Origin of the sequence: Bradyrhizobium viridifuturi, from assembly GCF_001238275.1 — a bacterium.
Lineage (GTDB): Bacteria > Pseudomonadota > Alphaproteobacteria > Rhizobiales > Xanthobacteraceae > Bradyrhizobium > Bradyrhizobium viridifuturi.
Genome location: NZ_LGTB01000026.1, coordinates 70728 through 88479 on the forward strand (window position 1 = coordinate 70728; position 17752 = coordinate 88479).

General features: G+C 61.9%; 15 protein-coding genes and 2 pseudogenes. 9 read left to right on the top strand and 8 right to left on the bottom strand.

What is annotated here, in order from left to right; translation table 11 throughout:
• Positions 1-5: 5 nt before the first annotated feature.
• Together ALC15_RS23305 and ALC15_RS23310 are read right to left on the bottom strand one after the other, a co-directional pair.
• Positions 6-1661, bottom strand: a complete 1656-nt coding sequence (locus ALC15_RS23305) for an AMP-binding protein (protein ID WP_050629275.1) — start codon at positions 1659-1661, stop codon at positions 6-8.
• Between the two features lie 27 nt (positions 1662-1688).
• Positions 1689-3155, bottom strand: a complete 1467-nt coding sequence (locus ALC15_RS23310) for a flavin-containing monooxygenase (RefSeq protein WP_050629276.1) — start codon at positions 3153-3155, stop codon at positions 1689-1691.
• A 262-nt stretch (positions 3156-3417) separates the two neighbouring features.
• Here ALC15_RS23310 and ALC15_RS23315 point away from each other — a divergent pair, with 262 nt between their 5' ends.
• Positions 3418-4635 (top strand): ABC transporter substrate-binding protein, encoded by a 1218-nt coding sequence (locus tag ALC15_RS23315; RefSeq protein WP_050629277.1) that lies wholly within the window; start codon positions 3418-3420, stop codon positions 4633-4635.
• 27 nt (positions 4636-4662) lie between these two features.
• Here ALC15_RS23315 and ALC15_RS23320 read toward each other — a convergent pair whose 3' ends face one another.
• Positions 4663-5262, bottom strand: coding sequence for a TetR/AcrR family transcriptional regulator (locus ALC15_RS23320; RefSeq protein ID WP_050629278.1), 600 nt, complete (start codon positions 5260-5262; stop codon positions 4663-4665).
• A gap of 192 nt (positions 5263-5454) precedes the next feature.
• Between ALC15_RS23320 and ALC15_RS23325 the strand changes: the two genes are divergently transcribed.
• From ALC15_RS23325 to ALC15_RS23335, 3 genes are read left to right on the top strand one after another with little or no spacing between them, the layout of a single operon-like run.
• Positions 5455-6564 carry an acyl-CoA dehydrogenase family protein gene (locus ALC15_RS23325; RefSeq protein ID WP_094194046.1) on the top strand — a complete coding sequence of 370 codons (1110 nt, stop codon included), beginning with the start codon at positions 5455-5457 and terminating at the stop codon, positions 6562-6564.
• Positions 6561-7709 carry an acyl-CoA dehydrogenase family protein gene (locus ALC15_RS23330; protein ID WP_050629280.1) on the top strand — a complete coding sequence of 383 codons (1149 nt, stop codon included), beginning with the start codon at positions 6561-6563 and terminating at the stop codon, positions 7707-7709. Before ALC15_RS23325 ends, ALC15_RS23330 begins: the two co-directional genes overlap by 4 nt.
• 53 nt (positions 7710-7762) lie before the next feature.
• Complete coding sequence (locus ALC15_RS23335; protein WP_050629281.1) at positions 7763-8818, top strand: MBL fold metallo-hydrolase; 1056 nt, start codon at positions 7763-7765, stop codon at positions 8816-8818.
• An 87-nt stretch (positions 8819-8905) separates the two neighbouring features.
• Here ALC15_RS23335 and ALC15_RS23340 read toward each other — a convergent pair whose 3' ends face one another.
• Positions 8906-9259 (bottom strand): carboxymuconolactone decarboxylase family protein, encoded by a 354-nt coding sequence (locus ALC15_RS23340; RefSeq protein WP_050629282.1) that lies wholly within the window; start codon positions 9257-9259, stop codon positions 8906-8908.
• A gap of 392 nt (positions 9260-9651) precedes the next feature.
• On the opposite strand from ALC15_RS23340, the gene ALC15_RS23345 reads away from it, so the two are divergent.
• From ALC15_RS23345 to ALC15_RS23355, 3 genes are all read left to right on the top strand, one after another.
• Positions 9652-11274, top strand: a complete 1623-nt coding sequence (locus tag ALC15_RS23345) for a class I adenylate-forming enzyme family protein (protein WP_050629283.1) — start codon at positions 9652-9654, stop codon at positions 11272-11274.
• 136 nt (positions 11275-11410) lie between these two features.
• The gene (locus tag ALC15_RS23350) at positions 11411-12232 is read left to right on the top strand and encodes an SDR family NAD(P)-dependent oxidoreductase (protein WP_050629284.1); all 822 of its coding nucleotides are present in this window, start codon (positions 11411-11413) and stop codon (positions 12230-12232) included.
• 310 nt (positions 12233-12542) lie between these two features.
• Positions 12543-12725: a hypothetical protein gene (locus ALC15_RS23355; RefSeq protein WP_050629285.1), complete on the top strand. Its 183-nt coding sequence runs from the start codon at positions 12543-12545 to the stop codon at positions 12723-12725.
• Positions 12726-12788: 63 nt separating this feature from the next.
• Here the strand turns inward: ALC15_RS23355 and ALC15_RS46430 are convergent.
• Positions 12789-13297 (bottom strand): annotated as a pseudogene (locus ALC15_RS46430) (glycolate oxidase iron-sulfur subunit); the annotation flags it as partial.
• A gap of 133 nt (positions 13298-13430) precedes the next feature.
• Positions 13431-13787, bottom strand: coding sequence for a hypothetical protein (locus ALC15_RS43435; protein WP_128089563.1), 357 nt, complete (start codon positions 13785-13787; stop codon positions 13431-13433).
• A 704-nt stretch (positions 13788-14491) separates the two neighbouring features.
• Between ALC15_RS43435 and ALC15_RS23360 the strand changes: the two genes are divergently transcribed.
• Both ALC15_RS23360 and ALC15_RS23365 read left to right on the top strand, forming a co-directional pair.
• Positions 14492-15175 carry a hypothetical protein gene (locus ALC15_RS23360; RefSeq protein WP_244486222.1) on the top strand — a complete coding sequence of 228 codons (684 nt, stop codon included), beginning with the start codon at positions 14492-14494 and terminating at the stop codon, positions 15173-15175.
• Positions 15176-15677: 502 nt separating this feature from the next.
• Positions 15678-16379: a hypothetical protein gene (locus ALC15_RS23365; RefSeq protein ID WP_050629286.1), complete on the top strand. Its 702-nt coding sequence runs from the start codon at positions 15678-15680 to the stop codon at positions 16377-16379.
• 127 nt (positions 16380-16506) lie between these two features.
• Here the strand turns inward: ALC15_RS23365 and ALC15_RS42085 are convergent.
• A pseudogene (locus tag ALC15_RS42085) lies at positions 16507-17550 on the bottom strand (type II toxin-antitoxin system HipA family toxin); the annotation flags it as partial.
• Entirely contained in the window at positions 17547-17741 is a 195-nt protein-coding gene (locus tag ALC15_RS42090) for a helix-turn-helix domain-containing protein (protein ID WP_244486226.1), read from the bottom strand. The gene ALC15_RS42090 and the pseudogene ALC15_RS42085, both read right to left, overlap by 4 nt.
• Between the last annotated feature and the right edge of the window lie 11 nt (positions 17742-17752).

Below are 17752 nucleotides of genomic sequence, written 5' to 3' on the forward strand. Positions count from 1 at the left end.
TCTATTCAGTTGGTGAGTTTGTCTCGCTTGATCCGGATACCGGCTTTCTCACGATCCCAGGTGTCCGCCGTCACGGCCTGCTGCCGCAGCACGTATTTCTCGACCTTCTGTGTCGGGGTGCGCGGCAACTCGGCGACGATGCGCACATATCGCGGGATCATGAAGTACGCGAGCCGGGCTTGCAGGAACGCAAGCAATTCCTCCGGCTTCACCACCGCGCCGGGCGCCGGTGCCACGATCGCAAGCACATCGTCCTCGGCAAGCTCGTTCGGCACCGCGACCACGGCGCATTCGCGGATGGCCGGATGCGCAAGGATCTCGGCCTCGACCTCGAACGAGGAGATGTTCTCGCCGCGGCGGCGGATCGCGTCCTTGATGCGATCGACAAAGAAGAAATTGCCGTCGACGTCCCTGCGAAATGCATCGCCGGTGTGGAACCAGCCGTTGCGCCAGGCATGCGCCGTAGCCTCCGGATTCTTGAAGTAACCGGAGTTCAACGCCCACGGGGCGTCGCTGCGAATGATCAATTCGCCGATCTCGCCGGGCGCGACCTCGCGATCACGATCATCGACAATGCGAAGCGCGTTGCCCGGCCGCGCCTTGCCACAGGTGCCGGGCGTCGGCGGGTTGCGCTCCGACACGATCGGGGTGTTGAGCTCGGTCATGTTGAACAGCGTCCAGACGTCGACGCCGAACCGCTCCGCGAACGCCCGGGAGTCGCCGGGCAGCGGGATCATCGTCACCTTCCTCAGCGTGTGCTTGCGGTCGGCGTCTGACGGCGGCAGCTTGGCGATGAAGCTCGACATCACGCCGAGCAGGATCGTGTAGGTTGCCTGCGTGGCATGAACCGCCGGCCAGAACCGGTCGGTGGTGAAATCGCCGCCCAGCCCGACCGCGCCGCCGCGATTGAGCATCGCCGATACCGGTAGCGTCCCGCCGATATGGAAGAAGGGCAGGAAGCACAGCACGCTGTCGGTCTCGTCGAGCATCGGATAGGCAGCCGGACCGCACATGTGCCACATATGCGCGTAGGAGCTGACCACGCCCTTTGACCGGCCGGTCGTCCCCGAAGTGTAGACGATCGATTGCGGATCCCACGGCTCGATCGGCCGCACCAGGGGTGGAAGATCGGCGGGATCAAGGTCGAGCGCCTCGAGCGGGATCTGCCTCATCCCATCGATGTCACCGCATGGCTCGCCGGCGACGACGATCGTCTCGATCGTGCCGCAGTCGATCTCCCGCAGCCGGTCGACGAGGCCGCTATTCGCCAGCAGCACCGTAGCGCCGCCATTGATCAGGACATGCGATAGCAGGCTGCCGCGATAGGCGGTGTTGATCGGCACGTAGACCGCACCGAGCCAGTTGATCGCAAACCAGGCCCGCACGATATCGACGGTGTTCGGCAGCCAGACATTGACCGTATCGCCCTGCTTCACGCCGATGAAGGCAAGACCCGCGGCGAGGCGCTGCACCGATAGGAGAAATGCGCCATAGCTCGTCACCGTACCGTCGGGAAAACGCAGGAACGGCCGTTCGGGATGGCTCGCGGCGCGGCGCTCCAGCACGTAGCGCAGGACGGCTTCGTGGCGCTCGGGAACGCGCCGCGCATCGGCCTCCGCCGCGGCAGCGTCGTGCCGCTCATTCGGGATTGCCCCGATCATTGACGTCCTCCCCTTTGTTCTTTGCGATCAGGCTGCCTTGAACTCCTCCATGCGAGGCTGCTTCAGATCGGCCTCGAACCGTCCGTAAGACCATGGCCATGAGACGACCTTGCCCTGCTTGTCGAAATACCAGCTGGTGCACCCACCGGTGACCCAGACGGTATGCTTGATCGCCTGCTCGACCTCGGCGTTGAAGGATTCCGTCGCCTCCTGTGTCGGCTCGATCTCGCGATGCATCCCGTCGGCCAGCATCTCCACGAGCCTGGTCACGTATCCGATCTGGACCTCGGCAGTACGCAGGAATGAAAAGTTGCCGATCGGGCTGTTCGGACCGCCGATGAAGAACAGGTTGGGGAAGCCCGGCACCGCGACCGAGCGATAGGCCTGGCAGGACTCCTTCCAGCGCTCATTCAGGCTGACGCCATCCCTGCCGACGATGACCGCGGGACGGAAGAATGCGAACGGGTCGAAGCCCGTTGCATAGACGATCACATCGAGCTCGTGCAGCAGACCGTCCGCGGTCCTGATGCCGGCAGGCTCGATTTGCGTGATCTTGGCATCGACCAAATGGGCGTTCGGGCGCTGGATCGCCGGATAGAATTTGTCGGACACGATCAGGCGCTTGCACCCGGCCTGGTAGGACGGCGTCAGGCGGCGCCGAAGATCGGGATCGTGGACATTGTCTTCGAGATTCTGCCGGCAGGCCCGCGCCATTTCGGCAAGACCGGCATCGTTCTCGCCGACCAGAGATGCCGCAAACCGCTGGTTGAACAAGTTGTTGAGATGGTCGTAGAGCTCCGCCATCTTCTGCGGCTCGTCCCGAAACGCCCTCTTCTTCTCTTCGGGAAACGGGTTGTTCGGAACGTTGACGATCCATTGCGGCGTCCGCTGAAAGAGCGACACGGAGGCCACCTCGTCGACGATCGCCGGCAGGATCTGCGTGGCGGTCGAGCCAGTGCCGATGATGCCGACCCGCTTGTTTGCCAGCGAGACCTCGTGGTTCCACCGCGAACTGTGGAAGAACGTGCCGGCAAAGCTATCTCGCCCTTCGATGTCGGGCAGGACGAGCTTGTGCAGCACGCCGGTCGCTGCGATGACGGCATTGAACAGGCCCTCATCGCCCTGCGTGGTCGTGATGCGCCACATACCGTCACCCACGAACTCCGCCCTGGTGACCTCGCTGGACAAGCGGACCTTGTCGATGATCCCAAGCCTCTCCGCGACGCCCCGGAAGTAAGCGTGGATCTCCGCGGCAGGCGAGTATTCGTGGCTCCATTCAGCGTTCGGAGCGAACGAATAGCGGTAGAGGTGCGAGGGAACGTCGCAGGAAAGTCCGGGATAGGTGTTGTCGCGCCACGTACCGCCGACGTCGCCGGCACGTTCGAAAATCGTGAAGGCGACACCCGCGCGCTGCAGATAGACCGCGGTCGCGATGCCGGAAGCGCCGGCCCCGATGACCGCCACCCTGAAAGAGGCCTTGTTCGCGCTGGTCATCCCTGACGTCTCCCGTATCTGCCTCGAATATTCTTATTGATATAAAAATATACTAAGCAGTATATGTCAAGTACCGATCGCGTTCGTGTTGCACGCCTTGCGGCATGGCTGCATTGCGGACGCGACAAGGACGTCGGGAACGGCTCCGATCGGAAGCGCGCCTGACCGTTCCCGCGCGCTCACTTACCATTTGCTTTCCTGGTACTACTACTTTATGTTCTTCAAAAATACCAACTAGTATATAAAATGTTTTGGAGGAAACATGCGCTATCTTTCTGGTACGATCCTGCTGACGTTGTCATTGATATTGGCCACCGATGTTGTGCGGGCCGAGGAGCCAGCGTTGAAGGTCGGCGTCATCGAGGACATGTCGGGCCCCTACGCCGATCTGTCCGGCCAAGGCTCGGTCATCTCGGCGCGGTTGGCGGTTGAGGATTTCGGCCCGGTGCTGAACCGAAAGGTCGAGATCGTTTCCGCCGATCACATGAACAAGGCCGATGCCGGCGTTGCGATTGCAAAGCGCTGGATCGAAGCCGACGGCGTCGAAATGATAACAGGCCTCAGCAACTCCGCGGTCGCCCTTGCGGTCCGCAACGTGGCCGTCTCCAGTCGAAAGATTGACATCGTCGTCAGCGCCGGCACCGGCGACCTCAGCGGGAAGGCCTGCAGCCCGACCTCGTTCCACTGGGTGTACGACAGCTACGGGCTGGCCAAGACGGTCGGCATGGCGACGATCCGCTCGGGGGCGGACACTTTCTACCAGGTGCTCGTCGACTACGCATTCGCCACCGCCATGGCGCGCGATGGATCACGCTTCGCGGAAGCGGCGGGCGGCAAGGCCGTCGGCAGCGTCCGCGTTCCGCTCAACACCGCGGACTACAGTTCCTTCATCCTCCAGGCGCAGGCCTCGAAGGCAAAGGCGATCCTACTCGCGCTTGCCGGCGCTGACTTCATCAACTTCGTGAAGCAGGCCCAGGAGTTCGGCATCGTCGATGGCGGGCAGAAGCTGGCATCTTTCATCACCTTCGTGAACGACATCCATTCCCTCGGCCCAAAGACGGCGCAGGGGCTGCTCTCGTCGGAAGCATTCTATTGGGATCTCGACGACAAGACGCGGGCTTATTCCAAGCGCTTCTTCGCGATCGCCAAGAAGATGCCGAACAGCATGCAGGCCGGCATCTACAGCGCAGTGACCCACTATCTGAAGGCTGTTCAGGCCGCGGGAACGACCGATGCCATCAAGGTCGCCGCGAAGATGCGGGAGTTGCCGGTCAACGACTTCATGACCGAGAACGGCAAAGTCCGTGAGGACGGCCGGCTGCCGCGACCGATGTACCTGTTCCAGGCCAAGTCACCGAAGGAATCGACGTCGGACTGGGACGTCCTGAAGCCGATCCAGAAGCTCTCCGCCGAGGAAGCAACTCGCCCGCTCTCCGAAAGCGAATGTCCGCTGGTCAGGGAAGCACAAGCAAGCAAGTGAGGCGGCGTAACGCAAATCCGGATGCGCTCACGCCTGGGCGCATCCGACCAAATTCAGGGCAAGGTCGCTCAATCTCGTTGCCAATTCCGAGGCGGAAAGCCGTCCCTGAGGCGAGTACCAGCGGTGGGTCCACCGGACCATACCGCTGATGGCCAACGATGCGATCATGGGGTCGCTCACCCGAAACTGGCCGGCCTCCACGCCTTCTTCGATGAGACGCGCGAGCTTGGTGTCGAAGTCGCGTTGCTTGCGCCTGATGTCGCTGATCTTCTTTGAGCTGAGGTTCTTTTCCTCCTCGAGCATGATGGCAGTAAACCTTTGCCGCTCGATGTTCTTCTCGACATACACTGTGATGAGTTGCCGGAGGCGGTCCTTTGGAGATCCCTGCTTGCTGTTCAGGACCTTGAGTACGTCAACATACAACTCCTCAAATGACTGATCGAACAGCTGCTCGAGGATCGCGTATTTGTTCTCGAAGTACGTATAGATGAATGGCTTGGTGACGCCGAGCGCCGCGCCGATGTCGTCGATGGTCGTCTTCTGGAAGCCCTTCTCGTAAAACAGCTTCGCCGCAGCGTCCAAGATCAGCTCCCGCTTGTACTCCTTAATCTGTTGCTTGACGTTCATTTACGGACCTTCCCTGCCAATCACGTCCAGAGCTGCTGACTATCGGCACCGATTCGCCAACGCGTGCTATGCCACCGAAATTGCAGGCGCGCCACAGCCCAGCCATTTCATCATAGCATAATCGTTGGACAACCAAAAATACTATCCAGTATATTGCCTCCGGACAACCTGGTGTCCGCCGGGCATTGGCCGATGCCGGCCGAAGAGGTGATGCGATTGCCATACCGTAGCGAAACAGCAGCTCTCCTGAGTGAAAGCGCGACCCGGCTCTTTGGAGCTGTGAACGATGGCGAGCTCAGAAAGGCCGAGCTTGGCGGGTGGTCTGAAACGAGCTGGCGGGAGGTCGCCGAGGCTGGTTTTCCGCTGGCTTTCGTCAGCGAGGCAGGCGGCGGATTCGGCGTCGCCCCTGCCGAAGCCATCGAGCTCGTGCGCATTGCGGGCTATCACGCGGCGCCCGTGCCGCTCGCCGAAGCGATGCTCGCCAATCGGCTGCTGACCGAGGCGGGCTTCGCGCCGGTAGACAGACCCGCGACGATTGCGCCGGTCACCGGCTGCACGGCGTTCTCGCTCCAGCGGGAGGGAGCCGGATGGCGCATCCGAGGTCGAGCCGTAGGCGTGCCGTGGGCACGCCACGCCGGCACGATCGTCGCGCTGGCAGATCATGACGGAAGTCCGTTCGTGGTCGCGCTGAACCGGACTATCGCGGAATTGGAGCAACGCGCATCGTTGGCCGGCGTACCGTCCGATGCACTGACGATAGACGCCCTGTTGTCGAACGACGATGTGCGGCCGGCGCCAACGCGATGGAACTGCGAAACACTGAGGGCGGCTGGTGCGGCGCTGCGCGTCGCCGAGATGGCCGGCGCGCTTGAGCGGGTGCTCGAGCTGACGGTCACCTACGCCAACGAGCGCGTGCAGTTCGGCAAGCCGATCGGCAAGCAGCAAGCGGTTCAGCAATCGCTCGCGGTCCTCGCCGGGCAGGTTGCGGCATGCGGCGGCGCAGCCGCGATCGCCGGCGCGGCCTTCGATGGCCTCGACATCCCGTCGATCGCCGCCGCCAAGGCGCGGGCCGGAGAAGCTGTGAGTGTGGCGGCGCCGATCGCGCATCAGGTGCACGGCGCAATCGGCTTCACCGAGGAGCACCGGCTGCATTTCTTCACCAGGCGACTGTGGGCCTGGCGGGACGAATTCGGCTCGGAACGGCATTGGAGCGCCATCCTGGGCGGACAGGCGCTCGCGGCCGGAGCCGAAGGCCTTTGGCCCTTCGTGACGGCGTTCGGCGCGCCGCAGGAGGCACGATGACCTACTTCACCTTCCCCAACGCACCGCCGCTGCCCGAAGCCGAGAAACTGCGCGGCGAAGTGCGTGCTTTCCTCGCCGAGGAGCTGCGCAACGTGCCGGCGCATGTGCGCGCGGCCTCCTGGAGCGGCTTCGACGCGCAGTTCTCGCGTCGGATGGGCGAGCGCGGCTGGATCGGAATGACGTGGCCGAAGCAATATGGCGGCCATGAGCGGAGCAGCCTCGAACGCTATGTCGTGCTCGAGGAGATGCTGGCCGTCGGCGCCCCGGTTGCCGCGCACTGGATCGCGGATCGGCAGAGTGGCCCGCTGCTGCTACGCTTCGGCACCGAGGAGCAACGGCAAAACGTGCTGCCGAAGATCGCGGCCGGCGAACTGTTCTGCTGCATCGGCATGAGCGAGCCGGATTCCGGCTCCGACCTTGCCGCGGTCCGCACCCGCGCCGAGCCCGTCGACGGCGGCTTCCGTGTCAACGGCACCAAGCTGTGGACCACCTACGGCCACCGCGCGCACTACATGCTGCTGTTCTGCAGGACCAGTGGAGGTCCCGCCGACCGGCACAAGGGCACCAGCCAGTTGCTGGTCGACTTGACGCTGCCGGGCATCACGATCCGTCCGATCGCAGATCTGTCGGGAGCCAAGCACTTCAACGAGGTGGTGTTCGAGAACGTCTTTGTTCCGGGCTCGGCGCTGATCGGCGAAGAGGGCAATGGCTGGCACCAGGTGACCAGCGAGCTCGCCTATGAACGGTCGGGCCCGGAGCGCTTCCTCTCCTCTTTCGTCCTGTTTGCCGAACTAATCCGCGTGCTCCAGCGCAATCCGTCGGACCATGCCACGATTGCAGTGGGCCGGCTGATCTCGCATTTCGTCGTGCTACGGCAATTGTCCCGCGGTGTTGCCTGGCTGCTGCAGAATGGCGAGAACCCGGCGCTGGAAGCGGCGGTCGTCAAGGATCTCGGCGCGCTGGTCGAACAGGAGATACCCGACGTGGTGAGAAGCCTCGTCGAGATCGACCCCGATTCGGAGCAAACGCGCGAGCTCGCCCGCACCCTGCACTACATCGTGCAGGCGGCGCCATCCTTCTCGCTGCGCGGGGGAACACGCGAAATTCTCCGCGGCATCATCGCGCGCGGCCTCGGCCTGCGCTGACCAACGGAGATTGCGGCGATGCGCACATCGGGTGGCGGAAATGAGGACCGATCATGACATTGCATACACGCCCTGACCAGGCACGCGCACTGACGTTCCCGTTCGAGACACCGCCCGCCTCCGGCGAAGTGCTCGAGGTCGCGCCCGGCCTGCGCTGGCTACGGGTGCCGCTTCCCTACCGCCTCGATCATGTGAACATCTATCTGTTGGAGGATGACGGCGGCTGGGCGATCTTCGACACCGGCATCCGAACGGCGGAAGCGCAGGCGGTCTGGGACAAGCTTTTCGCTGGTCCCCTCGCCGGCATTCGCATCACCCGGGTTATCGTCTCGCACTTTCACCCCGATCACATCGGGTTGGCCGGCTGGCTCTGCGCGCGCTTCGACGTACCGCTGCTGACCAGCTACTCCACTTACGCTGCATGCAAGATGCTCTCGCTCGACCCGCATTCGACAGCTTCGGAGCAGAACAGGTCATTCTACCTGCGCTACGGCATGACGGCCGAGACGGCGTCCATCGTCGCGACCCATGGCCTCGACTACCTGCGCGAGGTGACGGCGCTGCCCGAGACCTTCTACCGGCTATTGATGGGCGACACGCTGAACATCGGAAGCCGCCGCTTTCGCGTGCTGAGCGCCGACGGACATGCGCCTGAACAAGTCCTGCTCTACTGCCCCGAGGAGTCGCTGCTGCTCGCCGCCGACCAGGTGCTCGAGAAGATCACGCCCAACATCAGCGTGTGGGCGGAGGAGCCGAACGGCGATCCGCTCGGCCACTATATGCGCACACTGCGCGGCATGACGTCGGAGATTCCTGATGACGTGCTCGTCCTGCCCGGCCACCGGCGGCCATTCTTCGGCCTGCACCGGCGCTGCGCGGAGATCCTGGCCCATCACGAAGAACGCTGCAGCCGCGCCATCGAAGCCTGCCGCCAGGGACCGAAATCGGTCGACGAACTCGTCCCTGCGCTGTTCCATTCACGCAATCTCACCGCACATGAGATGAGCTTCGCCTTCACCGAAACGCTGGCGCATGTGAACCGCCTGATCCGGCGCGGCGACCTCGCCTGGAGCGTTGACGCTGACCGCCCGGTCTGCCGGTTGCCGTGATCACGGCGGGCGCAAGCGGTGGTGAAGCTTCTAGCGCAGTCGGATGACGCGTCGGCGATATCGAAACGACGCGAAGCCGCGGCGCCCTCATGTGGCGATCAAGGCGAACTCATCGAACGCCGCGAGCGCCGCGGCACCATAGACCGTCGCGGGCCCTCCGCCCATTTCGACCGCGACCGCAATGGTCTCGGCGACTTCCTCGCGCGCGGCGCCGTGACGCCTGGCGGCGTCGACATGATGGACGATGCAACCCTCGCAGCGCGTTGCGATCGCGATGGCGAGCGCGATCAGTTCCTTGTGCCGGACGGACAGTACCCCATCCTTCGTGGCGACACTGACAAGCGACTGAAAGGCCTTCATCGGCTCGGGCGCCGCCTTGTAGAGCCGCGCAGCGTTGGCCCTGACGTCCTGCAGCTTCGCCCTGTATTGTCCATCCGCCATTGCCGCCTCCTGATGCTGTCGGTCAATCCTGTCGATAGGAGCGTTCCCGTCGCTCAAGCGCCATCATGGAACCGAACGACCTCCGACGGCAATGCGCGTCCCGTCCGGAAGCCGTTGGCGGGATAGCTCGGGTCGGCATAGCCGAACGAGATCGCGCACACCGTTCAGCCCCGGGCATAGAAAGACGCTCCGGGCTCTTGGCTCTACATACCAATTGGTATATATATCGACGAATTGGTATTTTTGCCGTCAATTTAGTAGACGACGGTCGAAATGGTCGAGCTGACAACGATCAGCGGCTTCCCTTCCTGCTGCTTGGCGCCAAACCGGCGTCGGCGACGAAAGGCCAGCCCAAGTAACAAGCCAACGAATGTGGCCAGGGAGCGAAACACATGTCTGCAGCAGCGTCGAGATTTGGCGACCTGCCCCGTACCGCGGCGCAGCGCTGGGGCAATGAGACGGCGATCAGCTTTCGCGACGTTCGATTGAGCTTCACCGAGCTCAACTCCGAGATAGACCGCGCCGCATGCGCGCTGCTCGCGCGCGGAATCAGAAAGGGCGATGTCGTCGGCCTGTGGGTCACGAACCGGATCGAGTTCACGATCGCCCTGTACGCAATCTTGCGGATCGGCGCCATCGCCGCCCCGATGAACACCCGCTACCGCGAGCACGACGTCGCCTACGCCCTCAAGCTTGCGGAGTGCAAGCTGCTGTTCATCGTCGAACGGTCCGGACCGATCGGGTATCTCGAGATCCTGAAGGCGGTTCTCCCTGGGTTCGACGGCGAGCAATTCGAGCGCGTGGAAGCCTTTCCGCACCTCACCGACATCGTCGTGATGAGTGACAGCTCCGATCGGGGATCGCTGTCCTGGGAAGGCTTCCTCGCTGACGCGGATCGCGTCTTACCCGATGCCCTGGAGAAGGCGGTCGACGATGTCAGGATCGACGACATCGCACTGATCGTCTTTACATCTGGAACGACCGGTAATCCCAAGGGGGTGATGCATGATCACACGCTGCTGCGAAGCATCTGCGAGCGACACGATCGTTGGCCGTTGAGGGAAGGCAGCGTGATCCTGAACTTTCTGCCGATGTTCCATTTGTTCGGCATGTCCGAGATGGTGTTCGGCTGCATGCATACGGGCGCCCGGCAGGTGGTGATGGACGCGTGGGACGCCGAACAAGCGACCCAGCTGATCGAGAGCGAACGGGTTACGGCACTGTTTGGCTTTGAAACCCATTACGCCGACATTCTGCGGGTCCAGGCGCAGTCGAAGGCCGATCTGTCCAGCCTTCGGTTCGGTGGCCTGCCTGCGGGCATGGAGAACTCCAACGCCGTCGCCAAGCAGGTCCAAGCCGAATTGTGTCCGACAGTGAGCGGCTGGGGCATGTCGGAAGCGGGCTGCTATGTTTGCGTCAGCACGCTCAACGACACCGAAGAACAGCGCTGCACCACCTCCGGTCGCCCCTTGAGTGGACTCGACGTGAAGATCGTCGAGCCGGGCAGCGGCAAGGAGCAGCCTGCCGGCGTCGAGGGAGAGATCCTCTGGCATGGCTACACCACGATGCGCGGTTATTTCCGCGATCCGGAGGCCACCGCCGCGACCATAAGGGATGGCTGGCTATGCACCGGCGACCGCGGCTTTCTGCGGCCCGACGGGTTCCTGCAATTCCTCGGCCGCTACAAGGAAATGCTGAAGGTGGGCGGTGAGAACGTGTCGCCGGCCGCGCTGGAGACGGAGCTGCTGGCGCTGGTGCCCGCCATCGAGCAGGTCGCGGTGGTCGGCGTGCCCCATCCACGGCTGGCGGAAGTGCCTTGCGCTTACATCGTGCTCAAGCCGGGAACGACCTGCACAATCGAGGACGTGAAGACGCGCTGCAAGGGCAAGATCGCCAGCTTCAAGATCCCGCACTACCTGGTCACGGTCGACGCGCTGCCCATGACGGCATCCGGCAAGGTTCAGCGCGTTCTCCTTCGCGATCGGGCGAAGCAGGACCTCGGCGTGGACGTGTAAGGCAACGGAATTCTTTCAAGTCGATGCTTCTACGGATGCTCTCATGCAACCCGGAGCACCGAATGGTTGCGGCCAGTGATCGCTGCAGGGATCAAGAGCAGTCATCAGGATTGCGCTGAAAAACGGAGAAGATCAGATGACCAAGGGGACTCAGGACCGCCCGCGCGATTGGATGCGTCATTCCCGTCTGAAGGGCCTTGTCGCGATCGTCGTGGGCGCGGGCAGCGGCATCGGCGAGGAGACCGCACGCATCATTGCCGCCAATGAGGGCATGGTGGTGGTCGCCGATATTCGCGAACAGGCCACGCGCGACGTTGCGTCCGCGATTGTCGCGGATGGCGGCAAAGCCGTCGCTGTGGCGCTCGACGTTGGAAATCAGGCACACATTGACGCCGCCGTTGCACGAACCATCCGGGAGTTCGGTCAACTCGATATCGTGGTCAACGCCGCCGCAGTGGTGAAGGCCAGTCCGTTGGAGACGTCCGACCTCGAGGATTGGAAGCTGTCTTTCCGAATCAATGTCGAGGGCGCGATCATGCTGGCGCGCACCTGTCTGCCGCATCTGCGCAAGAGCACCCACGCATCGATCGTACAGGTCGCCTCGCTGGCTGGCATCGGCGCCTATCCCAACGGCGGGGCCTACGGCGTCACCAAGGCGGCGCTGATCGCCCTGACCAAGACGATGGCAATGGAGTGGGTCACGGACGGTGTTCGCGTCAATGTCGTCAGCCCGGGCACCGTCGAGACGCCGCTGATGCGCGCGGTTCTGACGCCAGAGGTCGTCCAGCAGCGCGCGGCGCGTATCCCGATGGAGCGATTGGGGCAGCCTTCGGAGCTGGCCGACACGATCGTCTTTCTTGCCTCGCCGATGGCCTCTTTCATCACCGGCCAGAATCTCAACTGCGACGGCGGGCTGTCTCAAGCGCTAATGGTGCAGAAGTTCAATCCGGACTTGTAGCGCATCGCCGTCGACGCCAAAGCCGTTGCCGCTTGACGGCCTTCCCCGGGAAACGGCTCATCCAAACAGCGTCAAAGGTGTGTCGGGAAAGATGGTAGCGGGAGACCGCTACATCGCTAGACCCACTATTTCTGAAGCTCTGTTTTCTTACCAGAAGGCAGCCTAACTCACGACGTGGACCCTTGGTAGTTCGTCGAAAGCCGCCGTTCGTACGCAATCCATCGCCGGCGAGAAATGGTCCGAGAGTAGGGTCGAGTATGCGCCGCGGCTTGCGGCTGATGATCGGCACGGTCGTGACGACACCAAACTTGTGCTGCCGCTGCTCCTGCTGGTCATGAGGCTCGTCGACGACACGTACCCTGGATCGCAGATGCTTGCGCCGGCGGCTGTCGACCCGGAAATCGCTCAGCCAGCCGTCGACGTCGGCATGGTTTTTCTGGCTGAACTTCGAAACCAGCGTGGAAACGACTCAGTTCACGGCGAAACATCATGATCCAAGACCTGTTCCTTCGCCGTTACCCTCAACTGATCTATTGGGCCGATCGCCCGACTGAGGTAGCACGGGCTGGGCACAACCGCTGAGAATTGCGGCGCGGCCGCGCCTCTCTCCCATCGCCGGAAAGACACCAGGCTTTTGCGAGGCGGATCGAAGCGGCACCTGGGCTGGCGCGAGATCGAGCATCGCGGCAAGCCGATCGCCTACATGGGGCAAACCGGCCTGGCCAAGACGTACTTCAATGGTCGGAGATCTGCGCCGCAGTGATTACTGCTCGGAACCGTCTCGGATAGGGAAGGATCATCGCGAGCATGGCCCGGGACGAGCCGGTCGTGGAGGGGCCGCCGATACGTCTGTTCTATATAGCCGCGACCGTGATCCACACGGTGCATGTAGTGCACGCCCGACGGACAGGTGGTCATGCATGACAGGCACGATAGACAGCGGTCGATGTGCTTGACGACGGGCGTGGTCGCCGGTGTGCTGCCCTCCAGCATGTCCTTGATCTGGTAGATCCGGCCGCGAGGATTGTCGAGCTCGTCACCAAGCAGCAGATATATTGGACAGGTATGCACTCCAATCGGAACGCTGCGGATCGGAGTGCGTTTGCCGTCTGCTTTTGCCCTAACACCAGCGCCAAAGCGGGCATCGCCTGAGGTGCGATTCAAAAGCGACTTGCTTTGCCAAGTCAGAGGTATGAGCTCAACGATCAAGGGCGTCATCCGCTAGGGATCGATCCATGGACGTCCGAAGTCGAACGACATTACCGCCCGCTCGCTTACCGTCGTTAGTGACAGCATTGAGCGTTCGCAGGACTTGCTCCAGATCTGGCGGTTGAGCGCTCAGCCAGTTTAACCCGGCCTGCGCATTGATTGTCGTCGCTGTGAGCGCGTCTACGGCGGCACTATAGGTGCGCACAAATTCCGCTGAGGTCTGCAAAGACGCTTCGTCTTTCGCATCGCCCAGATTTCCTTCTGGTTCGCTCACGCAGGTGCGATTCACCCTACGTAGCCTTAGATACTGAACGGCCTTTGCAGCTTTGCGGATCACATCGAACACGGGGGCAGGCTGGCACAGTCATTTAGATCAGACAAATGAGCGAAACTGCTCTGTTGTAGCTGATGGAACTAAGCCGTTTCATTTCTTAGCGAGCCGCCTGGTTTTGTCCCGGGCCATCAAATTGAGTTCAAGTGCGAGCAGCGAGATTGATTTTCCGACTGTCGACGATTTGCCCGAGCGGGTCCGCGATTAGTTCGAAATCCTGAAGGGCGACTGGTGTTTGTCGGGACGCTCGCCGCCTCTTAAATCAGGCCTACGGTCCCGTCCTTGGCGACACGTCAACCGATCCAATGCTGAACTTCGGCTCGATATCGGACAGGCGCATCTCCACGCTGCCCGGCTTCGATCGTGGGTTTCGCATCCCGGAGTCATATGGAATAGCGTTTCCGAATCCTTTCCGTTATTGAGCGCCATCAATGGGCCAGGATTTTGCTCTCCCCCTGGTGCGGTGCCAGCGCCGTCCGCATGTATTTTCAGCGGGTGGCGCTGTGCCGTTGTGGCTTATACACCGCTTGGCATGGCGACGGCCCCAGCTATTGTATCGCCACGTCCGGATACTCAATCACGCGAACCGCGCTACTACCATTTCAAGGGGGAGGCGAGCCCCAAACCATGTGGCAGCATGATAGCACGTCCGATACTCTGCTAGCGGTCCGAGCTTCGGCTCACAGAATAAGAATGGGAAGATCGTTCAAGTCCAGTACATGGGCGAAGACCGATCAGCTTATTGGAGCGAAACGGCTGAAGAAGCCCTCAAACTCAAGCATGCTTATCGGGTTAGCGCACACACCCACTACACCTGGCGAGGGGCTTTGAATGACCTGTATCGTCGCCTTGTCGACAAAGGCCAAGTTTTTATCGGCGGGGATAGCGCTGGCGTCAGCGCAGGGCGTCTTTCGCTTATGGTTCGCAATGACCGCAAGGTTTTTCGCAATGGCGATTTCGTGATGGGCTTCACGTCGTCGTTCCGCATGGGCCAGCTTCTCGCGTTCAATTTTCATCCGCCGACACCGCGCGTCGGTATCGACGTGATGACCTATATGGTCACTGACTTTATCGACGCCGCCCGCGCGCGGATGAAAGAGGGCGGATTTGCGCGCATTAGAGAGGGGGCAGAGGAAGGCGGCAGCTTTTTGGTGGGGTATTCTGGCCGCCTTTTCCATATTTCGGATGACTTTCAAGTCGGGGAGTCGTCACACGGCTTTGACGCCTGCGGCTGCGGCGACCTGATCGCGCTCGGCTCGCTTCGCTCAACTCGCGAATGGACCGAACCATCCGCGCGCGTGAAAGAGGCGCTCGAATGTGCCGAAGCATTCAGCGCGGGCGTGCGCGCGCCCTTCTTTCTCGAGAATACCGCCGCCAAAGTGGACGAAAGGAGCGCAGCATGACAAATACAAGATGTAGTAGGTCATGGGCATCTGTGTGTCGCAACCGGATAAGCATGAACTCAAGGACGCCAAGTCGAAGAAGCCTATTCGATTTGCCGACGAAGCATCCGCCTTCGTGGCGAGGCCAAAGGCCGGCCCACAGGTGCACAAAATGACGCGTTGCTGAAACGCGCTCGACAGGCTGAGACCGCCGCTCGTATGAGCGAATGGCTCAGGTCACCTGGACACCTCAGGCCCCGGACTGACGGCTTCCGCGGCTTCACAACGCTAAGCCGCTCAACTCTCTTCTTCACCGTTGGCTCGCCTGCGGTGCTTTCCGTTGAGGTAAGCTGGACGACATGGCATTGCGTCACTTGAAACTGTGATGACCGTTCAACATCGCATTTGTTCTGTTATGCAACCATCGTTGCCTTCCATCCGCATCCGCTCGGCCAACGCTCTGCGTACCCGCAGAGCTTACTCAGGCGATTGCCAAACTGCATGGCGATGGACCGATGGTAGCTTGGACGAGGCAGATGACGTGCCCACCAAGACGCTCGCGCAACTCGAATGGCAATACTTGCCGATGTTCGAGCACTCGCCGCGCAAGGCGAAGGCAATCATGTCAGAGCTCGCGATCAACCCTGATCTCTTCGTCCAATTGATCACGGCGATCTTTCGGCCCAGCCAGGATAGCGGCGTGGTCGATCCGCCCGTGGAGAACGAGGAACATGCCCGCACGATTGCGAACCAGGCTTATCGGCTGCTGCGGCTGTGGGATGTGATCCCGGGCACGGCCGCCGATGGATCGATCGATGGCGCCAAGCTTGAGGCGTGGATCAGGGAGGCGCGCAAGCTCGCCCACGGCAAGGGCCGCGGTCTGATAGCCGACCAGAAGATCGGCGAGCTGCTCTCAGCCTCCAAGATTGACGCAGACGGCATCTGGCCCGCCGCGCCGGTCCGCGAGGTGATTGAGGCGATCCGCAGCCGCGATCTCGAAACGGAGGTGATGATCGGGAAATCCAACCGCCGTGGTGTAACCTCACGAGCATACGGTGATGGCGGCAATCTGGAACGTCAGCTGGCGAAGCAATACCGGGATTGGTCCGAGGCCACGGCCTTTGACTGGCCCCGCACCTCAGGAATCCTGGAAAACCTTGCCAAGAACTATGACCATCAGGCCAAGGCTCACGACGAGGATGCCGAACGCCTTGATTGGCGGTGAACATATGTGCCGACGCGACGGATCGAATGAGCATAACGTGCAGGAAGTCTCTACCGAGCCCGACCAAACGTGTTTCGCGGGCGAATGTCTGCCAATCACGCAAACCGATCTGGCTGAGCCTGTATGTGTCTCCAACCTTCATCGCGAGCTTGATCTTCCGCGGGTCAACGTCGTCGTAAGGCAAGATGCTGGCGATGTCGTAAAGCGGCGCAAGCCGTACGGCCGGCCCATTTGCCAGAAGGAGCGAATAATTCTTGGCGTGCGCATCCGTACCGGCAATGAGCCAGTTGAAGCCAAGGGCATCGACAAATGTGTCAACATCGGTCTCGCGGTCGGTCGACGTACTGCGCAGGAGTTCGATGATATCGATAGGCGTCGGACCGCCCTCATTCTGATACTTCTTTGTCGGCAGAACGCCCATCGCCTGACAGATATCCTCCTGATGAACCCGGATGATGTTGTTGCCACTGATCACTCGGTCGTAGCGTTCGATGACGATGGCGATTTCCTTGTCGAACCGCATCACTCTTGTTTCCGCAACCGGCAGGCCGAGAGCCTGGGCAAGGCGGAGGCAGATATGCTCATTTTCGGCGTGGCCGTCGAAATGGCCCGTCGGCGGCTTCAGGATGTGGGTGGTCGGAATACGTCCGGACGGAACGCCCCACCGATCGTTTTGGAGAAGAAAGGCAGTCTTCGGTTGGGCGCCGGCGAGGCTGAACTGTCCCGTATCGCGTGGCAGGCGCCAGGCGGCGTGATCCTCGCGCAGGGTTTGGAGGCGCCTTGCGATTGCTGCCACGTCGAGCCACTCGACCTTGTCGTCCTTGCCAGCCTTCAGGGCTTCCAGACGATCCGGCGTAACGAACTGAACGGCGCCGGCGCAATCCTCGCCGACATGAGAGATAAGGGCAAAGACGTTGCGCGCCGATACCTGAAACTTCCTGGCCCAGCGATCAAGCACGCGCTCGTTGTCCGGAAGAAGGCCCCACAGGAAGGCCTTGACAGCGGCGGGACCATGCTCTGCGGCGGCAAGCGGCATGGAAAGCGACAGGGGGTACGCGCCCGGTGTGCCGCGCCAATTGTTGTCGTAGACAAACGTCAGCCGGCCCCGCGCATCGTTGCGCACGCGGCCAGCTTCGGTTCCATCCAGGAGGGCTATGAGTTCGCTGGTCATAGCCTGGCCTTTCTGGCCTTCGCCACGATGGCATTGATATCGACGGCGGCTTTCGTGGAGCCGCGGCTTTTTGCGGGATCGCCGACATCCAGGCGAATGCCCAAAGCATCGAGGGCGCGGAGCACGAGGCCGAGTTCGGCACGCGGGTGATCATGCTCGACCTCGATCACCCATTGACGACTGACGCCGATGCGCTTGGCGA

Excerpts from the sequence above, each read along its gene's own strand:
- ALC15_RS23305 (WP_050629275.1), bottom strand. The coding sequence starts at position 1,661 with ATGATCGGGGCAATCCCGAATGAGCGGCACGACGCTGCCGCGGCGGAG.
- ALC15_RS23310 (WP_050629276.1), bottom strand. The coding sequence starts at position 3,155 with ATGACCAGCGCGAACAAGGCCTCTTTCAGGGTGGCGGTCATCGGGGCC.
- ALC15_RS23315 (WP_050629277.1), top strand. The coding sequence starts at position 3,418 with ATGCGCTATCTTTCTGGTACGATCCTGCTGACGTTGTCATTGATATTG.
- ALC15_RS23320 (WP_050629278.1), bottom strand. The coding sequence starts at position 5,262 with ATGAACGTCAAGCAACAGATTAAGGAGTACAAGCGGGAGCTGATCTTG.
- ALC15_RS23325 (WP_094194046.1), top strand. The coding sequence starts at position 5,455 with ATGCCGGCCGAAGAGGTGATGCGATTGCCATACCGTAGCGAAACAGCA.
- ALC15_RS23330 (WP_050629280.1), top strand. The coding sequence starts at position 6,561 with ATGACCTACTTCACCTTCCCCAACGCACCGCCGCTGCCCGAAGCCGAG.
- ALC15_RS23335 (WP_050629281.1), top strand. The coding sequence starts at position 7,763 with ATGACATTGCATACACGCCCTGACCAGGCACGCGCACTGACGTTCCCG.
- ALC15_RS23340 (WP_050629282.1), bottom strand. The coding sequence starts at position 9,259 with ATGGCGGATGGACAATACAGGGCGAAGCTGCAGGACGTCAGGGCCAAC.
- ALC15_RS23345 (WP_050629283.1), top strand. The coding sequence starts at position 9,652 with ATGTCTGCAGCAGCGTCGAGATTTGGCGACCTGCCCCGTACCGCGGCG.
- ALC15_RS23350 (WP_050629284.1), top strand. The coding sequence starts at position 11,411 with ATGACCAAGGGGACTCAGGACCGCCCGCGCGATTGGATGCGTCATTCC.
- ALC15_RS23360 (WP_244486222.1), top strand. The coding sequence starts at position 14,492 with ATGGGCGAAGACCGATCAGCTTATTGGAGCGAAACGGCTGAAGAAGCC.